The organism is Streptomyces sp. NPDC051109, from assembly GCF_044455885.1.
GTDB lineage: Bacteria > Actinomycetota > Actinomycetes > Streptomycetales > Streptomycetaceae > Streptomyces.
Genome location: NZ_JBITFF010000016.1, coordinates 17,773 through 32,818, shown reverse-complemented (window position 1 = coordinate 32,818; position 15,046 = coordinate 17,773). Strand labels below are relative to the sequence as shown.

Below are 15,046 nucleotides of genomic sequence, written 5' to 3'. Positions count from 1 at the left end.
ACGTCGTTAGCACTCATCGAGTCAGAGTGCCAGGAGGAAATTCGTGCCGACCTACCAGTACCAGTGCACCGAGTGCGGTGAGGGCCTTGAGGCCGTGCAGAAGTTCACCGATGACGCACTGACCGAGTGCCCGAACTGCCACGGACGCCTGAAGAAGGTGTTCTCCGCGGTCGGCATCGTCTTCAAGGGTTCCGGTTTCTACCGGAACGACAGCCGCGGCGCTTCGTCGAGCAGCACCCCTGCCTCCTCGAAGCCGTCGACGCCTGCCGCCGCCCCGGCCGCTTCGTCGACGTCCTCGACGTCGAGCACGAGCACCGGGTCCAGCTCCACGTCGGCTGCCTGACCTCTGATCTCATCTGCTTTCCGTAAGGCCCCGCAGCCCCGTCCGGGCGGCGGGGCCTTGCGCATGCCCGGTTAGGGTGGCCGCATGGCTAACGCAGAGATCGGTGTCATCGGCGGCTCGGGCTTCTACTCCTTCCTGGACGACGTCTCCGAGGTCCGGGTGGACACCCCGTACGGGCCCCCGAGCGACTCCCTCTTCATCGGCGAACTGGCCGGGCGCCAGGTCGCCTTCCTCCCGCGCCACGGCCGCAGCCACAAGGTCCCGCCCCACAAGATCAACTACCGCGCCAACCTGTGGGCGCTGCGCTCGATGGGCGTGCGCCAGGTGCTCGGCCCGTGCGCGGTCGGCGGCCTGCGCACCGAGTACGGTCCGGGCACACTGCTCGTTCCCGACCAGCTGGTCGACCGTACGAAGTCCCGCGCCCAGACCTTCTTCGACGGTGAGCCGCTGCCCGACGGGACGGTGCCGAACGTCGTGCACACCACCTTCGCCGACCCGTACTGCCCGGTGGGCCGGTCGGTGGCGCTGTCGGCGGCGCGCGGCCGTGCGTGGGAGCCGGTGGACGGCGGCACGATGGTCGTGGTCGAGGGCCCCCGCTTCTCGACCCGCGCCGAGTCGAAGTGGCACGCGGCGATGGGCTGGTCGGTCGTCGGCATGACGGGCCACCCGGAGGCGGTCCTCGCGCGCGAGCTGGGGCTCTGCTACACGTCGATGGCCCTGGTCACCGACCTGGACGCGGGCGCGGAGACGGGCGAGGGCGTGTCGCACACGGAGGTCCTGAAGGTGTTCGGCGAGAACGTCGGCCGCCTGCGCGAGGTCCTCTTCGACGCGGTGTCGGCCCTCCCGGCGACGGAATCCCGCGCCTGCCTGTGCACCCACGCCCACGACGGCTGGGACCTGGGCATCGAACTGCCGTGATCAACGAGGAGGCCCCCGGCGACCGCGCGGCGCGGTCCGCCGCCACGGGGATCCCTCTGGACGTCTGACGCCGACCCATCCCTAGGGGTGGCGGCGTTGTCCACAGGCTGGGGATCGTCCACAGGCGTGAGCGGGATTTCGCGGCGCGGCGGATCGTGAGGGGTGTCCGGGCGCAGGGTCCGGGCATCGGAACCCGATTCGCCGGTGGTGGCCGTCATGTCCAAGTCCTCGTGCTTCTCCGCCTCCTCCACCCCTTCTCCGTGTCCCCCCGCGCGCCCCGTGCCCTCCTTTCCCCCGCTTCGCGTCGGGCGGGGCGGGGACCGGCTGCGCCGGGCCGTTCGGCGTCGGCGGCGGGCCGCTTCGGCCGGTCTGGCCGTGCTGGCGGCCGCGCTGGCGGTGGTGGGCGGGGCGGAGGCCGCTCAGGCCTCACGGGGCGCGGCCGCGCCGCCCGAGGTGAAACCCCCGGCGGTGGTGCGGTGGGTGTCGGCGCCGGTGCGCATCGCGGACGCGGCGACGGTGCGGCTGTTGCGGCCCGGCGACCGGGTGGACGTGGTCGCGGCGGAGCGCGCGGGCCCGCCCCGGGTGGTGGCCGCCGGCGCCCGCGTGGCCGAAGTGCCCGATCCGGAGAAGGGCGTGGGGGACGCCGGGGCGCTGGTGGTCCTGTCGGTGCCCCGGGAGACCGCGCGGACCCTCGTCGGGGCGGGCGCGGTGGCACGACTGGCGGTGACATTGTGCTGAACCGGACCGGCGTGCCGCCAAGTCACCACAAGACGGGCCCCGATGGGACACGGCGTGCCCGGACTGCCGTAGCTTTCGGAACCGTTGGCTCCATGTTCGGCGGATTCGAAGAGAGGCTCAGTGGTGAGCGAGCAGAAGAAGGAGAGCGTCCTGGCAGGCTTCAAGGCCTTCCTGATGCGCGGCAACGTAGTCGACCTGGCGGTGGCGGTCGTCATCGGCGCCGCGTTCACGAACATCGTGAACTCGGTGGTGAAGGGGATCATCAGCCCGGTGGTCGGCGCCGTCGGCACGAAGAGCCTGGACGGTTACACGTCCTGTCTGAAGGGCCCCTGCGGCATCGACGCGAAGGGGGATGCCATCGGCGTGAACATCCTCTGGGGCTCGGTGCTGAACGCCGCCCTGACCTTCCTGATCACCGCCGCGGTCGTCTACTTCCTGATGGTGCTGCCGATGGCGAAGTACCTGGCCAGGATGGAGCAGCGCCGCCGGGCCAGGGAGGGCGTCCAGGAGACCATGGAGATCACCGAGCTGGTGGTGCTCAAGGAGATCCGGGACGAGCTGGTCGCCCAGCGCAGCCGAAACGGCCAGGGCAGCGGCCAGGGGGGCGGCCAGGGCGGGTACGGCGGTCAGAGCGGCCAGGGCGGGTACGGCGGTCAGAGCGGCCCGTACGGCAACCCCGGTCAGGGCTACTAGCGGGTCAGACGTGGTGCGGCGGCTTCTCGTCGAGGAAGCGGGCCAGGTCGGCCGCGCTCCCGGCGGAGGTCGGCCGCTCGCCCCACCCGCGGTCGGTGTCGTCCGAGGACTGCTGGTCCAGCGGGTCGTCGAAGACGAGCCGGGGCTTGGGCCGCGCCGCGGGGGCGGCCTCGGGCCGGGGCTCGGGGGCGGCCTCGGGCTGCGAGGGCTGCGGGTCGGAGGCGGGGGCGCTGCTCATGCCTCCAGGGTACGGCCGCCCCGGCCCCCGACCCTGCGCCCGCCGCGGCCCCGGCCCGGGGTCAGTCGGCGACCGCGGACCCTCCGGCGACCAGGCCGTGCTGGTGCGGCCGGTGCGGTACTGCGCCGGATCGGGCGCCTGCACGCGGCGGACCGTCTCCGTGCGCAGATCCTGCGTGGCGGAACTCATGACACGTCCTGGGGGTTGGAGAAGACTCCTGAGGGTCCTGTCCCCTCCAGGCTCCGCCCTCCCGCCCTCCGGCATCAAAGGAGAGGCGTCGCGTGGGCGGCAAGGACGAAGTCCCCACGCTCACGGCGCGTAGGTCAGGGGTGTCCGCTGCCCCGCCGGCGCCGCGCGCCTCGCCTGCCGACCGGCGTACGGCTGCTGTCCTGTGCGGTATGACGTACGTACCGATGACCTCCCGCAGCCGGGACGAGGGCCACCGGGCCTCGACCCCGCTGGAGCTGTTCTTCGACCTCTGCTTCGTCGTCGCCGTGGCGCAGGCCGGCCGCCAGCTCGTCCACGCGCTCGCCGAGGGACATGTCGGCGACGGCATCGCCGGCTTCCTCTTCGTGTTCTTCGGGGTGTGGTGGGCCTGGATGAACTTCACCTGGTTCGCGTCCGCCTACGACGTCGACGACGTGCCGTACCGGATCGCGACCCTGGTGCAGATCGCCGGTGTGCTCATCTACGCGGCGGGGATCCCGCGCGCCTTCAACGACAACGACTGGACCATCGCCGTCCTCGGCTACGTGGTGATGCGGCTCGCGCTCACCGTGCAGTGGCTGCGCGCCGCCGCCGGGGAGCAGGGCCCGGCCCGGCGCACGGCGCTCACGTACGCGGCGGGGCTGCTGCTCTGCCAGGCCGGCTGGGTGGCGCTGCTCGCGGCACCCGAGCAGTCCCGCAGATGGCTGTTCCTGGTGCTCGTGATGATCGAGCTGCTGGTTCCGGTGCTCGCCGAGCGCAGCTACCAGACCCACTGGCATCCGCACCACATCGCCGAGCGGTACGGCCTGTTCACCATCATCGTGCTCGGCGAGACCATCGCCGCCAGCACCGTCGCGGTCCAGTCGGCGATCGACGAGCACGAGGCGCCGGGCGAGCTGCTGCCGATCGCCGCCGGCGGGCTGCTGCTGGTCTTCGCGGCCTGGTGGATCTACTTCGCGGTACCCGCGCACGACCGGCTGCGGAGCAACCGCGAGGCCATCCCGTGGGGGTACGGGCATTTCGTGATCTTCGCGTCGGCCGCGGCCATCGGAGCCGGCATCGAAGTGGCGATCGAGCACGCGGTCGGCAAGGCCCACGTCTCGGCCCTGTCCGCCAACCTCGCGGTGTGCATCCCGGCTGCGCTCTTCCTGGCCTTCGTCTGGCTCCTGCACTCCCGCCACTTCAAGCGCGGTACGGCCCAGCAGCTGGTGCTGCCGCTCACGGCGTTGGCGATCCTCGCCTGCGCGTGGACCGGCGCGCGGGCGGTGCTGTGGGCCGGGCTGGTCGCCGCGGCCGCCGTCGCGGTGGGCGTGACCTTGGCCGACCGGGAGCGTTCTGGTGCGTGAGGACGGCGGGCGGCACGGCCGCGGCGGCCACGGCGAGCACGCCAGGGACAGGAGAAGAAACGATGAAGGTCCCGGTACAGCGGTACGCGGACACGGGCGCGGCGGTGGCGGAGTACGGGGAGCTCGCCGACCCGGCGTTCTGGCAGCAGCCCCCGGCGGCGCGGCTGGCGGCGTTCGCCCGGCTGCGGGCCCTGGACTCCCCGGTCTACGTACCCGAGGGCAAGGGCCGCGGGCACTGGGCCCTCGTACGGCACGCGGACGTGCAGGAGGCGAGCCGGCTGCCCAAGGTGTTCGCCAGCGCGCCCGGGGTGACCACGCCCGAGCCGGCCCGGTGGGTGCGGGCGCTGTTCGGGGACTCGATGGTCAACCTGGACGGTGCGGACCACGCCCGGCTGCGCAAGATCGTGCAGCGGGCGTTCACTCCGCGGCTGCTGGCGGCGGCCGAGGCGGACGTCCACGCGGTGGCCGCCCGGATCGTGGACGACGTACTGGCGCAGGAGCCCGACGAGTTCGTCACGGCCGTGGCGTCCCGGCTGCCGCTGGAGGTCATCTGCAACATGATGGGGATCCCGGAGCGCTACCGCGCCGAGATCGCCGACCGCGTCAACCACGCCTCGGAGAACATCGGCGTCGAGCGGGGCCTGGCCTCGCGGCTGCGGATGCCCGGGCGCGGGCTGCGGGCCCTGGCCAAGATGCAGCGGATGGTCGCGGGCATCGGCCGGGAGCGGCGCAAGAACCCCACCGGTGACCTGATCTCGGCCCTGGTCACCGCGGACGTGGACGGGCAGGCGCTGAACGCCCGCCAGCTCGGCGCGTTCTTCTCGCTGCTGATGGTGGCCGGGGTGGAGACCACCCGCAACGCGATCACCCACGGGCTGACCCTGCTGACCGACCACCCCGCCCAACGGGACCTGCTGCTCGGGGACTTCGAGGCGTACGCGGACGGCGCGGTGGACGAGATGATCCGCCACTCGACGCCGATCATCCAGTTCCGCCGGACGGTGGCCGCCGAACACACCCTGGGCGGGCACTTGTTCCGGCCCGGGGACAAGGTGGTGCTGTACTACGCCTCCGCCAACCGCGACGAGGCGGTCTTCCCCGACCCCGACGCCTTCGACATCACCCGCTCGCCCAATCCGCACCTGGGCTTCGGCGGCGGCGGCCCGCACTTCTGCCTGGGCGCGCACCTGGCCCGGGTGGAGATGAAGGCCCTGTTCCGCGAACTGCTGACCCGGCCGGTGGGGCTGCGGGCGGTGGGGCTGCCGGACCTGGCGGGCTCGAACTTCGACAACCGGGTCCGCTCGCTCAAGTTCGCCTTCGAGCGCCCCTGAGGGGACGCGGCCGGCCACCGGGCGGGCTGGGAGCCCGGCGGCCGGCGAGGGGGGGCGGGCCCCCGGGGATCCCGGGAGCGGATCCCCGGAGCGGATCCCGGGAGCGCCCTACTGGAGGCGCCGCACCGCCAGTACGCAGTGGGCGCTGCTCGTGAGCACGGACTCGTCGCCCGCGAACTCCTGGAGGGTCTTCGGGTCCACCGGCTGGCCCGGGACGGCCTCGGGCCAGGCGCGCGTGGCGAACAGGAAGTAGGCCTGGCCGCTCTCGACGGCCGCGGCGACCCACTCGTTCGGGGCGGTGCAGGTCGCGTTCAGTCCCGGCATGGTCAGCGCGACCTGGTTGTCCGCGAGCACGATCTGCACGGGGAAGCCGGTCGGGTTGCGGGTGCCGTCCATGACCACGTCACCGATGGGCAGACCGATCTCCTCCAGCAGCCCGCGGGCGGCCTTCTCGCCGGCCTCCCGCCCCTGCGGCCCGTCGCCGAGGCTGTAGGCGAGCAGGTAGGGGATGTCGTGGCCCTCGGAGGGGTCACCGATCCAGGCGAGCACGGAAAGGGTGCCGAGGTGGGACCGGTCGATTTCGGCTTGAGTTGAAGTCATGCGCCGCACCCTAGTGCTCTCTCCGCCGCGCCTTTTCGGCCTTTCACCCGCGCGGGCTACACGACCCAGAATCCCTCTCCGGAATTCGCCTGCATGTTCGCGTCCTGGTACTGGAGCCGCACGATGCTGGCCTTTTCCGGGATTTCGAACACCACCCATCCCTCGGCCCGCTGTCCGACGGCGAGGGAATCGAAGACGAGGGGTTTGCCGGTGGTCAGTTCACCGGTCGGAACCACCGGGTGGCGACCGCCCGCGCTGTCGTACGCCCACATCTGCCCGAGGTCCCCGTACGAGTCCCCGCCGACGTTGGCGAACGACATGGAGGCGGCCACCCAGCGCTTGCCCGCGGGCGGGGCGTAGTCCTTCTCCACGCTGACCGCCGGGTCGACGTACGCGTTGAGCACGGCCTGCAGGTGCCGGCCCACCTGGCGCCCGCGCACCCGTACGGCGTCGCCCACATGGGCGTCCTTCGAAGCGGCCCGGGCCGCCGGATCCTCCCCGGCTCCGGGCGCGCCGTCGTCCACCGGGACGGCCGGCGCCGCGGCGGGGGCGAGCGCGGCCCCTTCGGGGGCACCGGAGCAGGCCGTGGCACCGAACAGCAGGAGGGGCAGGAGGGCGGCGGCGAGAACGGAAGCGGACTGGCGCATACATGATCCCTTCGGGGACCTTCGGTGAGGTATTTCGGCCAGTCTCACGCGCCCGAGCGGGCAATTGCACACACCGACACGAGTGTGCGGAAGGAGTTGCCCGCCATCTGCCAGCACAATGCGTTTCGGCGCTTTTGTGCCGACCCCACCCCCCATGGAGGATTCATGCGAGTTTCCACCCGTCGCGTGGCCGTGACGGCGCTTTCCGCACTGGCCGCCGCCACCGCGCTCACCGCCCCTGCCGACGCCCGCTCCCACGGCAATGAGATTTCCGTACAGGAAGTCGGTCACATTTCCGAAGACGGCCGCGTCACCCTTTTCGGGACCTACAGGTGCGAGCCCTCGTCACCCCGTGGAGTGCAAATCCAGGTCACGCTCGCCCAGGATTCGACCCGCCTGGGCTTCGGCGGCGAGGAGGCCGCCTGCGACGGACAGCAGCACGACTGGTCCGCGTCCACCTCGCTGAAACTGGTGACCGTGCACCCGGGGGCGGCCGCTGCGGAGGCCAAGCTCCAGTCGGCGAGCCTGCACTCCGGGTTCAGCGTGCGCGTGTCCTACCTGGCGCAGGCCGAGCGGGACGTCTGGCTGGAGGAGAAGCAGCGCTGAGCCGCGGCCGGGCCACCGCCGGACCGACCGGACCTCCCGCGGCCGGTAGCCGCCGCTACCGGCAGGCGGGGGCCACGCCGGTCATCGACATGAACGCGACGGTCCGGCAACCGGGATCCGCGTGCGGACTCCCGGCCGTACGGTGCACGGCCTCCGGTACGCCGACGGCCAGCAGGAGCAGCGCGAGGAGGGCGGTCGCGGCCCCCCTGCCCGGCCGCTTGTTCAGCCGGTGCACGGCGGGGTCCCGGTCCGTGTGGTCGTCCGTTCCATGGACCGCATCATCACTCCGACCCCCGCATGCCGCAACTCGGCGTGACGGCCCGGTCACCTTCCGGTATGCGGTCACCCGACGCTCCGCGTCGTGCCCGCGACGTCGAACTCGCACCACACCGCCTTGCCGTCGCCCCGGGACTCCACGCCCCAGTGCGTGGCCAGCGCGTCCACCAGCAGCAGCCCGCGCCCGGTGGTGGCGGCCTCCCCCGGGGTGCGCCGGCGCGGCCAGACGCTGGAGCGGTCCTTGACCCACAGCCGGATCCGCCGGACCGGCTCCGGCAGCACCTCCATGGTCAGCACCGCCCCGCCGTCCGTGTGCAGCAGGGCGTTGACCAGCAGTTCCCCGGCGGCCAGTTCCACGTCGTCGGCGAGCTCGGGCATGCCCCAGTCGCGCAGGGCCTGGCGCAGGGCGTAGCGGGCCTCCGAGAGGCCCTCCGGGTCCGCCTGGTGGATGTACTGGTGGATCCGCGGGGCCCGGTGGGTGCCCGGGTCGGGGGCCCGGCGCAGCACCAGCAGGGCCACGTCGTCCCCGGATCCCCAGCGCTCCCAGAGCCGGTCCGAGAGGTGGTCGGCGAGCGCGCCCGCCTCCTGCGGACCGCTGCGCACGGCGTGGGCGAGGGCCTCCATGCCCTGGGTGATGGCGGTGCCGGGCTCCTCGACCAGGCCGTCGGTGCACAGCACCAGCGTCTCCCCCGGGACCAGGTCGAGCCGGGTCTCGGGGAACTCCTCCTGCTCGAAGACCGAGGCCAGCCCGAGGGGCAGGCCGCCCCGTACGTTGGGCCAGCCCGTACGCCCGTCCGTGTGCCGGATCAGCGGCCCGAGATGGCCCGCGCGGACCGCCCGTACGCCGCCGGTCTCCAGGTCCACCTGTGCGTACATGCAGGTCGCGAAGCGCTCGGTGTCCAGTTCGGCCAGGAAGCGGGAGGCCCGGGCCAAGACGGTGGACGGCGGATGGCCCTCCCCCGCGTACGCCCGCAGCGCGATCCGCAGCTGGCCCATGATCGCCGCCGCGTGCGTGTCGTGGCCCTGTACGTCGCCCACGACGATGCCGACCCGGTCGCGGGGCAGCGCGATCACGTCGTACCAGTCCCCGCCGACCTCCCGCCCGCTCCACGCGGAGTGGTAGCGCACCGCGATCTCCCCGCCGCTGATCTCGGGGATCCGGCGCGGCAGCATCGAGGCCTGCAGGCCCGTGGCGAACTCCCGCTCCTGGTCGAACAGGAGCGCCCGCTGGAGGGACTGCGCCACGATGCCGGCCAGGCCCAGGCACAGGTTGCGCTCCTCCGGGCTGAACTCGCTGCGCCGCCGGTAGAACAGCACGAGCCCGCCGATCGCCTTGGCCTGCGCGATCAGCGGCAGATAGGCGGCGGCGTCGAAGCGGATGCGGCGCAGGTAGTCAGCGAGCAGCGGGAACTCGCCCGCGAGCTCGGTGAGGGAGGTGACGAACCGCGCCTTGCGGGTGAGCACCGCCTGCGACAGCGGCAGCGAGCCGTCCAGCCGGGTGAACCGCCGCTCGCTGAGGATCTCCAGCGACTCCCCGCTCAGCGCGATGATCTTGATGGCGCCGTTCTCGACCAGCCCCAGGGCCAGCCCGTCCGCACCGAGCCGCTCCAGCGCCCCCGCCCCGGTCAGCGTGGCCGTGACGTCGTCGACCGTCACCGCCCGCGACAGGGCCTCCGTCGTCCGCTGCACGATCGTGGCCTGCTGGGCCCGCGCCGACTCCAGCTTCCGCAGCACGGTGGCGTGCGCCAGCTCGGCCGTCGCGTCCCGTACGATCCCGACGATCCGCAGGGCCCTGCCGTCGGCGTCGCGCAGGATCCGGCCCTGCGTGTGCGTCCACTGGTCGACGCCGTCGCGCCGCTGCACGGTGAAGTACGAGCCGTACGTCTCCATGCCGCCGTCCAGGGCCGCCTGCGTGGACTCCGCCAGCCGGGCGCCGTCGTCGGCCGGGATCCGCAGCCCCAGCGCCTCCGGGGTGTCGTCGAACTCCTCCCGCTCCAGGTCGAAGACCACGAGCCCGGACTCGTCGAGCATCAGCGTCCCGGCGGCCAGGTCCCACTCGAAGCTGCCCATGCCGTTCAGCGCGAGCCGCTCGCCGGGCCCCGTCACCGGCTCCCGGCTGCCCTGCCCGGATCTGTCGCGCTCCGCCGCTGCCACGAGACACACCACCTAACGGCCGGGCCAGCACGGCTGGGAGATCAACCGCTCCCACTCCTCGTCAGGATGCCCCGGAAGGGTGCGCCCGGCCTCCTGCCAGCGCTTGACGAGGAAGAAGTAGATCGTCGGCTGGTCCGGTGCCGCGTGCCCGGCAGGGGTGTGCGCGGGAGGGGCGTACGGCGAGGCGGCGGGCCTGGCCGCGGCCCTCGGCCCGGGCCTGGCCGCCCCGGGCTGCTCCGCCCGGCTCGCGGGAATGCGCACCCAGCCGCGGCCACCCTGTGCTCGCTGCTCCGCACTCATCGCGGTCCCCTCTCGACCTCACCGCAGAGACGTCTTCGGATGCCCGGCACCGGCCCGGTCGGGCCGTACGGTCCCGGTGGAGGCCGCCGGCCTGCCCCGGGCGCCGAGGCGCTTTCGGACTCCTGCAACCAGTCTCCCCGCCGTGAACCCCGCACCGTGCACGAATCGCATGGAAGGGCCGAATGAGGGAGCCGTCAGCAGCCCCGCGAAGAACAGTCCCGGCCACGAGGACTCGAACCCGGCGCTCAGCTCCGGGGTGCCGCCGTCCCCGACGGTGTCCAGGGCGGCCCGCAGCCTGGCGTCGAGCAGCTCCAGGCGCCCCAGGTGCGGGGTGAACCCGGTGGCCGCGACGACGTGCGCGACGTCCAGTACGACGGACTCCCCGGCCGCGGTCGTCAGCCCGAGCCGGGTCCGCCCGCCCACCGCCACCGCCCGGTGCAGCCGGTGGCCCAGCAGCACTGGGACGCTCCGCTCGAAGCGGTCCCGCAGCCACCAGGCCCCGGCGGGCCCGAGCGCGGTCGCCGCGATCCGCTCCCGGGTCGGCGCGGGGAGCCGGCGCACCGCCCAGGGCAGCTCCGACCACACCCAGCTGCGCCAGCCGGTGCCGAGGCCGCTGTGCGGATCGCGCAGGGCGCGCAGCACCGGTCGCTCCAGCGGCTGGGGCACGGTGTTCCAGTTCAGCCGGGACCGGCGGGCGACCAGGCAGGGCCGGGCCCCGTTCTCCGCCAGCAGGGCGGCGGTCTCCAGCGCCGCCTGCCCGGCCCCGATCACGGCGACCTCCCGGCCGGCGAACCGGGCCAGGTCGCGGTGGCCGCTGCTGTGCGAGCAGTGCCCGGGCGGCAGCTCCCGCAGCGGCCCGGGGAGGTGGACGAACGGCATCACCCCGACGGCGAGCGCGACCGTCCGGGCGAGCAGCGGCGGCCCCTCGGCGGTGCGGACGAGGAATCCCTCGCCCTGCGGGGAGACCTCGGTGACCGTCACCTCCTCCACCTCGGGCACGGCGTGCCGGGCGAACCACAGGCCGTACGAGCTGAACACGTCGATCGGCAGCGGGCTGCCGTGCTCGGCCGCCATGCCGCGGCCGGCGCAGTACGCGGCGAGGGTGTGCCGGCCGTCGGGCGCGGACAGGTTGGAGGACCAGGGCTCCGATTTCAGGTACATGCCCTCGGGCATGTGGTCCCGCCACGAGGCCATGGGCCGTCCGAGCACCCGTACGCCGAGCCCGGCCGCCGCCGCGTGCGCGGCGATCGACAGCCCGTACGGCCCGGCGCCGACCACGACCAGATCGTCCATCCGCGTCACCGCTGTCCCTCGAGTCTCGTGGGCCCCGCGCCCCTGCCCGGGCCTCCAGCGGTGGGCGGGGGCGGAGGCCGGTGGCGGGGCGTCATCGGGTCACCAGCTCGTCCGGTTCGGCGGGGGCGGCCGGGTGGTTCGGCGCGGCCGGGGCGGCCGGCGGCGTCAGATCGCGGGCGCGCTGGCGCGGGGCGCGCACCACGGCGCGGGCCGTGCGCCGGCCGTGCGCCGGGACACCGCGCAGGGCGCGCGCGCCCTTCCCCGCGCCCCGGCCGAGGAACGCGGCGAGCATCGCGAAGAACGGCATCGGGTCGTCGGCGGCGAACCAGGCCGCCTCCACCCGCCCCCGCTCAGCCCGCGGCGCCACCCGTACGGACCCGGGCCGCTCGCCGCCGGGCCCCTCGCCGCCGGACCCCTCGCCCGCGGTGCGGCCCTGCCCGGCCCCGGTGCCCTCGGCCCGCGCCGGAGGGGGGACGGCGTCCCGGCCGCCCGCCGAGGAGCGCCACGGGAGTTGGCGGCCGCGGACCGCCGCCAGCAGGGCGTAGTTCTCCGCGACGAACACCCGGCCCGGACCGCCCGCGGGCTCCGGGACCCGTTGACCCGTCAGGTCCAGGTACATCGCCTGGACGACGTCCAGCCCGCCCTCGTCCGTGAACAGCCGGAACTGCGCGCCCGGCCGGGGGTTGAAGTCCACCAGCCGGAAGCAGCCCTCCTCGTCCCGGCGGAAGTCCAGGTCCAGGATCCCCTGGTAGCCGAGCCGCCGGGCGAGCCGCAGCCCCGCCTCCTCCACCGCCGGGTCCGGCAGCCAGCGCCCCACCGCCGTCAGCCCCGTCCGCACCGGCCAGGACAGCTCCTTGCGGCCCGACCCCGCGAGCAGCGGGTGCCCGCCCCGGCCGAACGCGCCGTGGAAGAACCAGTCGGTGTCCGTCCCGGCCGGCAGGAACCGCTGGAGCAGCAGCCGGCTCCCGGCCTCCTCCGTGCGCTCGTACAGCCGACGCGCCTCGGCGGCGGTGTGCACGAGCGTGGTGCTGCGCAGTCCGGCGCCCGCGGGCAGCAGCCAGGGCCGGCTCCACTTGGCCACCACCGGCAGGCCGAGCCGCCACGCGGCCTCCGCCGCCTCGGCCCCGCTCTCCGGGATCACCGTCTCCGGGTGCGGGATGTCCCAGCGCGCGCACAGCCGCGACAGCTCCGCCTTGTCCGCCACCCGGGCCGGCAGCCCGTCGGGCTGATGGGGGATCCGGAACCGGCCGTCGAGCATCGACGCGATGCGCGCGACGGCGATGGCGCTCAGGTCGTCCATCGCCACGAGCACCGCAGGCCGGCCGATCCGCTCCGACACCCCGACGAGGCACTCCAGCAGCGTCTCTGGGGCCTCGGGGTCCAACCCCCCGGCCGGCCCGGGATGTACGGCGCGCAGGTAGCGCGAGCGCCCCATGGGACCTCCCCCGGCCTCGACGACGGCATGGACCTCCACGCCTCTGCGCCCGAGCGATCTGACGGCGCCGAGGGTTCCGTGGTGGAACGGATTCCGATCGAGTCTGAGCACTACTGCGGGCACATGGCCGTCGAACGCGTGCATGGGAACGGTGTCTTTCACCTAGTCGGAGCAAGCGGGGAGGATACGCAGCTGCGAATGGCCTACGCGGCGGTCACCGGACAGGCCATTCGTCAGATGTGATGCCTAACGTCTTTGACAAGCACACCGATTCAGGAAAGTTCGGGAGACGCCATGCCCAGACCACACCGCCGACTGGCGAGCACCTGCATCGGTACGGTGACGGCCGGGCTGCTCGCCACCGGAGCCGCGCTCGCGGCCCCCGAGAAGGAGCAGCCCAAGGGTTCCGACATCGCCATGGGCGCGTTTCTCGACTCCGGCCAGACCGGAGTCGCCCGGATCCCGCAGCTGTCGCGCTGGCTGGGCGGCAAGGAGATCCGGGTCGGGCACACCTATCTGCCCGGAGACCGGTGGGCCCGCATCGAGAACCCCGACTTCCTGGAGGCCTGGGCGCAGTGGCGCCGGGCCAAGCCGGACCGGCTCTTCGTCCTCAACGTGCCCATGCAGGAGCACAACGAGGACCACGTCCCCGACCGCGAGGTGGCCCGGCTGATCCGGGCGGGCGCGGAGGGGAAGTTCGACCACCACTTCGAGAAGCTCGCCCACCGGCTGGTGGAGCTGGGCGTCCCGGACACGGTGATCGTGCTCGGCTGGGAGATGAACGGCGCCACCTACACGCACCGCTGCGCGCCGGACCCGGAGGGCTGGAAGGAGTACTGGAACCGCATCGTCAACACGATGCGCTCCGTTCCCGGACAGGAGTTCAAGTTCGATTTCGCCCCCAACCGCGGTTCGGACGCGATCGGCTGGACCAAGTGCTACCCGGGCGACGACGTGGTCGACGTCGTCGGCATGGATTCGTACGACCAGGCTCCCGGCAAGACCTTCGACGAGATGGTCAGCCAGCCGTACGGGCTCCAGCAGCACGTCGACTTCGCGAAAGCGCACGGCAAAGAATTCTCGTACCCGGAGTGGGGGCTGTTCCGCCACGGGGACAACCCGGTGTACGTACAGCGCATGCTGAAGTGGATCGAGCAGCACAAGCCGCTCTACCACACCATCACCGACTACTGCCCGCACGGCGTGTGGCAGTGCAAGCAGAACCCCCGGTCCGCGAAGGCCTTCCGGGCCGCGCTCGCACCCGAGCGGCCGGGCCCGGTGGTCCCGACCCCGGTGATTCCGACCCCGGTGGTCCCGACGCCGGTCATCCCGACGCCGGTCATCCCGACGCCGGTGATCCCGACCCCGTCGGTCCCGACGCCCGAGATCCCGACTCCCGAGATCCCCGTGCCCTCGCCGGTGGTCCCGAGCCCGCAGATCCCGGTGCCGGTCCCGTCGCCCGAGACTCCGAGCCCCAGCCCCAGCCCCAGCCCCGTGCCCGTCCCCGAGCCGGTGCCCGTGCCCGAGCCCGTCCCTTCGCCTGCCGTTCCGTCGCCCGAGGTCCCGGCCCCCGTCCCCGTCCCGGTGTCCCCGGAGCCGGTCGAGCCGAGCCCGCAGGTCCCGGCTCCCGAGAGCCCGTCCCCCGCGCCGGTTCCCGACCCCGTGCCCTCGCCGGTGGCCCCGAGCCCGAGTTCGGACCCCGTCCCGGCCCCCGTGCCCGTCCCGGAGCCGTCGCCGTCGCCGGTGCTGCCCCCGGTCCCTGCCGTGCCGAAGCCCGAGCCGGCCGATCCGCCCGCCAACAGCACGGAGTGGTGCGTGCCGGTCAACTTCGGCGAGTGGCTCTCCAAGCTGGTCGGCAGGCAGTCGCTCTGCATCAAGATCGACTGGGGCAAGGACTCCGGCTTCTGGCCCTGGTAGAGCC

At 73.5% G+C, this 15,046-nt stretch carries 16 protein-coding genes; 8 read left to right on the top strand and 8 right to left on the bottom strand.

Translation table 11 applies throughout. From position 1 onward, the window contains the following. Window positions 1–43: 43 nt before the first annotated feature. The 4 genes from ACIBAD_RS26510 (at window position 44) to mscL (ending at window position 2,692) form a co-directional block, all read left to right on the top strand. Window positions 44–343 carry an FmdB family zinc ribbon protein gene (locus ACIBAD_RS26510; protein ID WP_134073662.1) on the top strand — a complete coding sequence of 100 codons (300 nt, stop codon included), beginning with the start codon at window positions 44–46 and terminating at the stop codon, window positions 341–343. A gap of 84 nt (window positions 344–427) precedes the next feature. Next, window positions 428–1,261: an S-methyl-5'-thioadenosine phosphorylase gene (locus ACIBAD_RS26505; protein ID WP_134073660.1), complete on the top strand. Its 834-nt coding sequence runs from the start codon at window positions 428–430 to the stop codon at window positions 1,259–1,261. Window positions 1,262–1,540: 279 nt separating this feature from the next. Then, entirely contained in the window at window positions 1,541–1,999 is a 459-nt protein-coding gene (locus ACIBAD_RS26500) for a hypothetical protein (protein ID WP_398908890.1), read from the top strand. A gap of 123 nt (window positions 2,000–2,122) precedes the next feature. Then, entirely contained in the window at window positions 2,123–2,692 is a 570-nt protein-coding gene (gene mscL, locus ACIBAD_RS26495) for a large conductance mechanosensitive channel protein MscL (RefSeq protein WP_134073656.1), read from the top strand. Window positions 2,693–2,696: 4 nt separating this feature from the next. Here mscL and ACIBAD_RS26490 read toward each other — a convergent pair whose 3' ends face one another. Further along, window positions 2,697–2,930 (bottom strand): hypothetical protein, encoded by a 234-nt coding sequence (locus ACIBAD_RS26490; protein WP_134073654.1) that lies wholly within the window; start codon window positions 2,928–2,930, stop codon window positions 2,697–2,699. A 398-nt stretch (window positions 2,931–3,328) separates the two neighbouring features. Between ACIBAD_RS26490 and ACIBAD_RS26485 the strand changes: the two genes are divergently transcribed. Both ACIBAD_RS26485 and ACIBAD_RS26480 read left to right on the top strand, forming a co-directional pair. Beyond that, entirely contained in the window at window positions 3,329–4,483 is a 1,155-nt protein-coding gene (locus ACIBAD_RS26485) for a low temperature requirement protein A (RefSeq protein ID WP_134073652.1), read from the top strand. Between the two features lie 62 nt (window positions 4,484–4,545). Then, a complete protein-coding gene (locus ACIBAD_RS26480; RefSeq protein WP_398908887.1) occupies window positions 4,546–5,814 on the top strand; it encodes a cytochrome P450 in 1,269 nt (422 codons plus the stop codon). Window positions 5,815–5,922: 108 nt separating this feature from the next. Here ACIBAD_RS26480 and ACIBAD_RS26475 read toward each other — a convergent pair whose 3' ends face one another. Together ACIBAD_RS26475 and ACIBAD_RS26470 are read right to left on the bottom strand one after the other, a co-directional pair. Further along, window positions 5,923–6,414, bottom strand: coding sequence for a DUF5949 family protein (locus ACIBAD_RS26475; protein WP_134073648.1), 492 nt, complete (start codon window positions 6,412–6,414; stop codon window positions 5,923–5,925). Between the two features lie 56 nt (window positions 6,415–6,470). Beyond that, a complete protein-coding gene (locus ACIBAD_RS26470; RefSeq protein ID WP_134073646.1) occupies window positions 6,471–7,061 on the bottom strand; it encodes a DUF4352 domain-containing protein in 591 nt (196 codons plus the stop codon). 165 nt (window positions 7,062–7,226) lie between these two features. Here ACIBAD_RS26470 and ACIBAD_RS26465 point away from each other — a divergent pair, with 165 nt between their 5' ends. Beyond that, a complete protein-coding gene (locus tag ACIBAD_RS26465) occupies window positions 7,227–7,667 on the top strand; it encodes a DUF6299 family protein (RefSeq protein ID WP_134073644.1) in 441 nt (146 codons plus the stop codon). Between the two features lie 55 nt (window positions 7,668–7,722). On the opposite strand, the gene ACIBAD_RS26460 is transcribed toward ACIBAD_RS26465, so the two are convergent. From ACIBAD_RS26460 to ACIBAD_RS26440, 5 genes are all read right to left on the bottom strand, one after another. Next, the gene (locus ACIBAD_RS26460) at window positions 7,723–7,902 is read right to left on the bottom strand and encodes a hypothetical protein (RefSeq protein WP_134073642.1); all 180 of its coding nucleotides are present in this window, start codon (window positions 7,900–7,902) and stop codon (window positions 7,723–7,725) included. A 107-nt stretch (window positions 7,903–8,009) separates the two neighbouring features. Continuing rightward, window positions 8,010–10,097 (bottom strand): SpoIIE family protein phosphatase, encoded by a 2,088-nt coding sequence (locus ACIBAD_RS26455; RefSeq protein WP_134073640.1) that lies wholly within the window; start codon window positions 10,095–10,097, stop codon window positions 8,010–8,012. A 12-nt stretch (window positions 10,098–10,109) separates the two neighbouring features. Continuing rightward, a complete protein-coding gene (locus ACIBAD_RS26450) occupies window positions 10,110–10,397 on the bottom strand; it encodes a hypothetical protein (RefSeq protein ID WP_134073638.1) in 288 nt (95 codons plus the stop codon). 18 nt (window positions 10,398–10,415) lie between these two features. After that, window positions 10,416–11,690: an NAD(P)-binding domain-containing protein gene (locus ACIBAD_RS26445; RefSeq protein ID WP_398908882.1), complete on the bottom strand. Its 1,275-nt coding sequence runs from the start codon at window positions 11,688–11,690 to the stop codon at window positions 10,416–10,418. A 91-nt stretch (window positions 11,691–11,781) separates the two neighbouring features. Continuing rightward, window positions 11,782–13,125 (bottom strand): ATP-grasp domain-containing protein, encoded by a 1,344-nt coding sequence (locus ACIBAD_RS26440; RefSeq protein WP_398908880.1) that lies wholly within the window; start codon window positions 13,123–13,125, stop codon window positions 11,782–11,784. 294 nt (window positions 13,126–13,419) lie between these two features. Between ACIBAD_RS26440 and ACIBAD_RS26435 the strand changes: the two genes are divergently transcribed. After that, window positions 13,420–15,042: a glycosyl hydrolase gene (locus ACIBAD_RS26435; RefSeq protein ID WP_134073632.1), complete on the top strand. Its 1,623-nt coding sequence runs from the start codon at window positions 13,420–13,422 to the stop codon at window positions 15,040–15,042. Window positions 15,043–15,046: the final 4 nt, after the last annotated feature.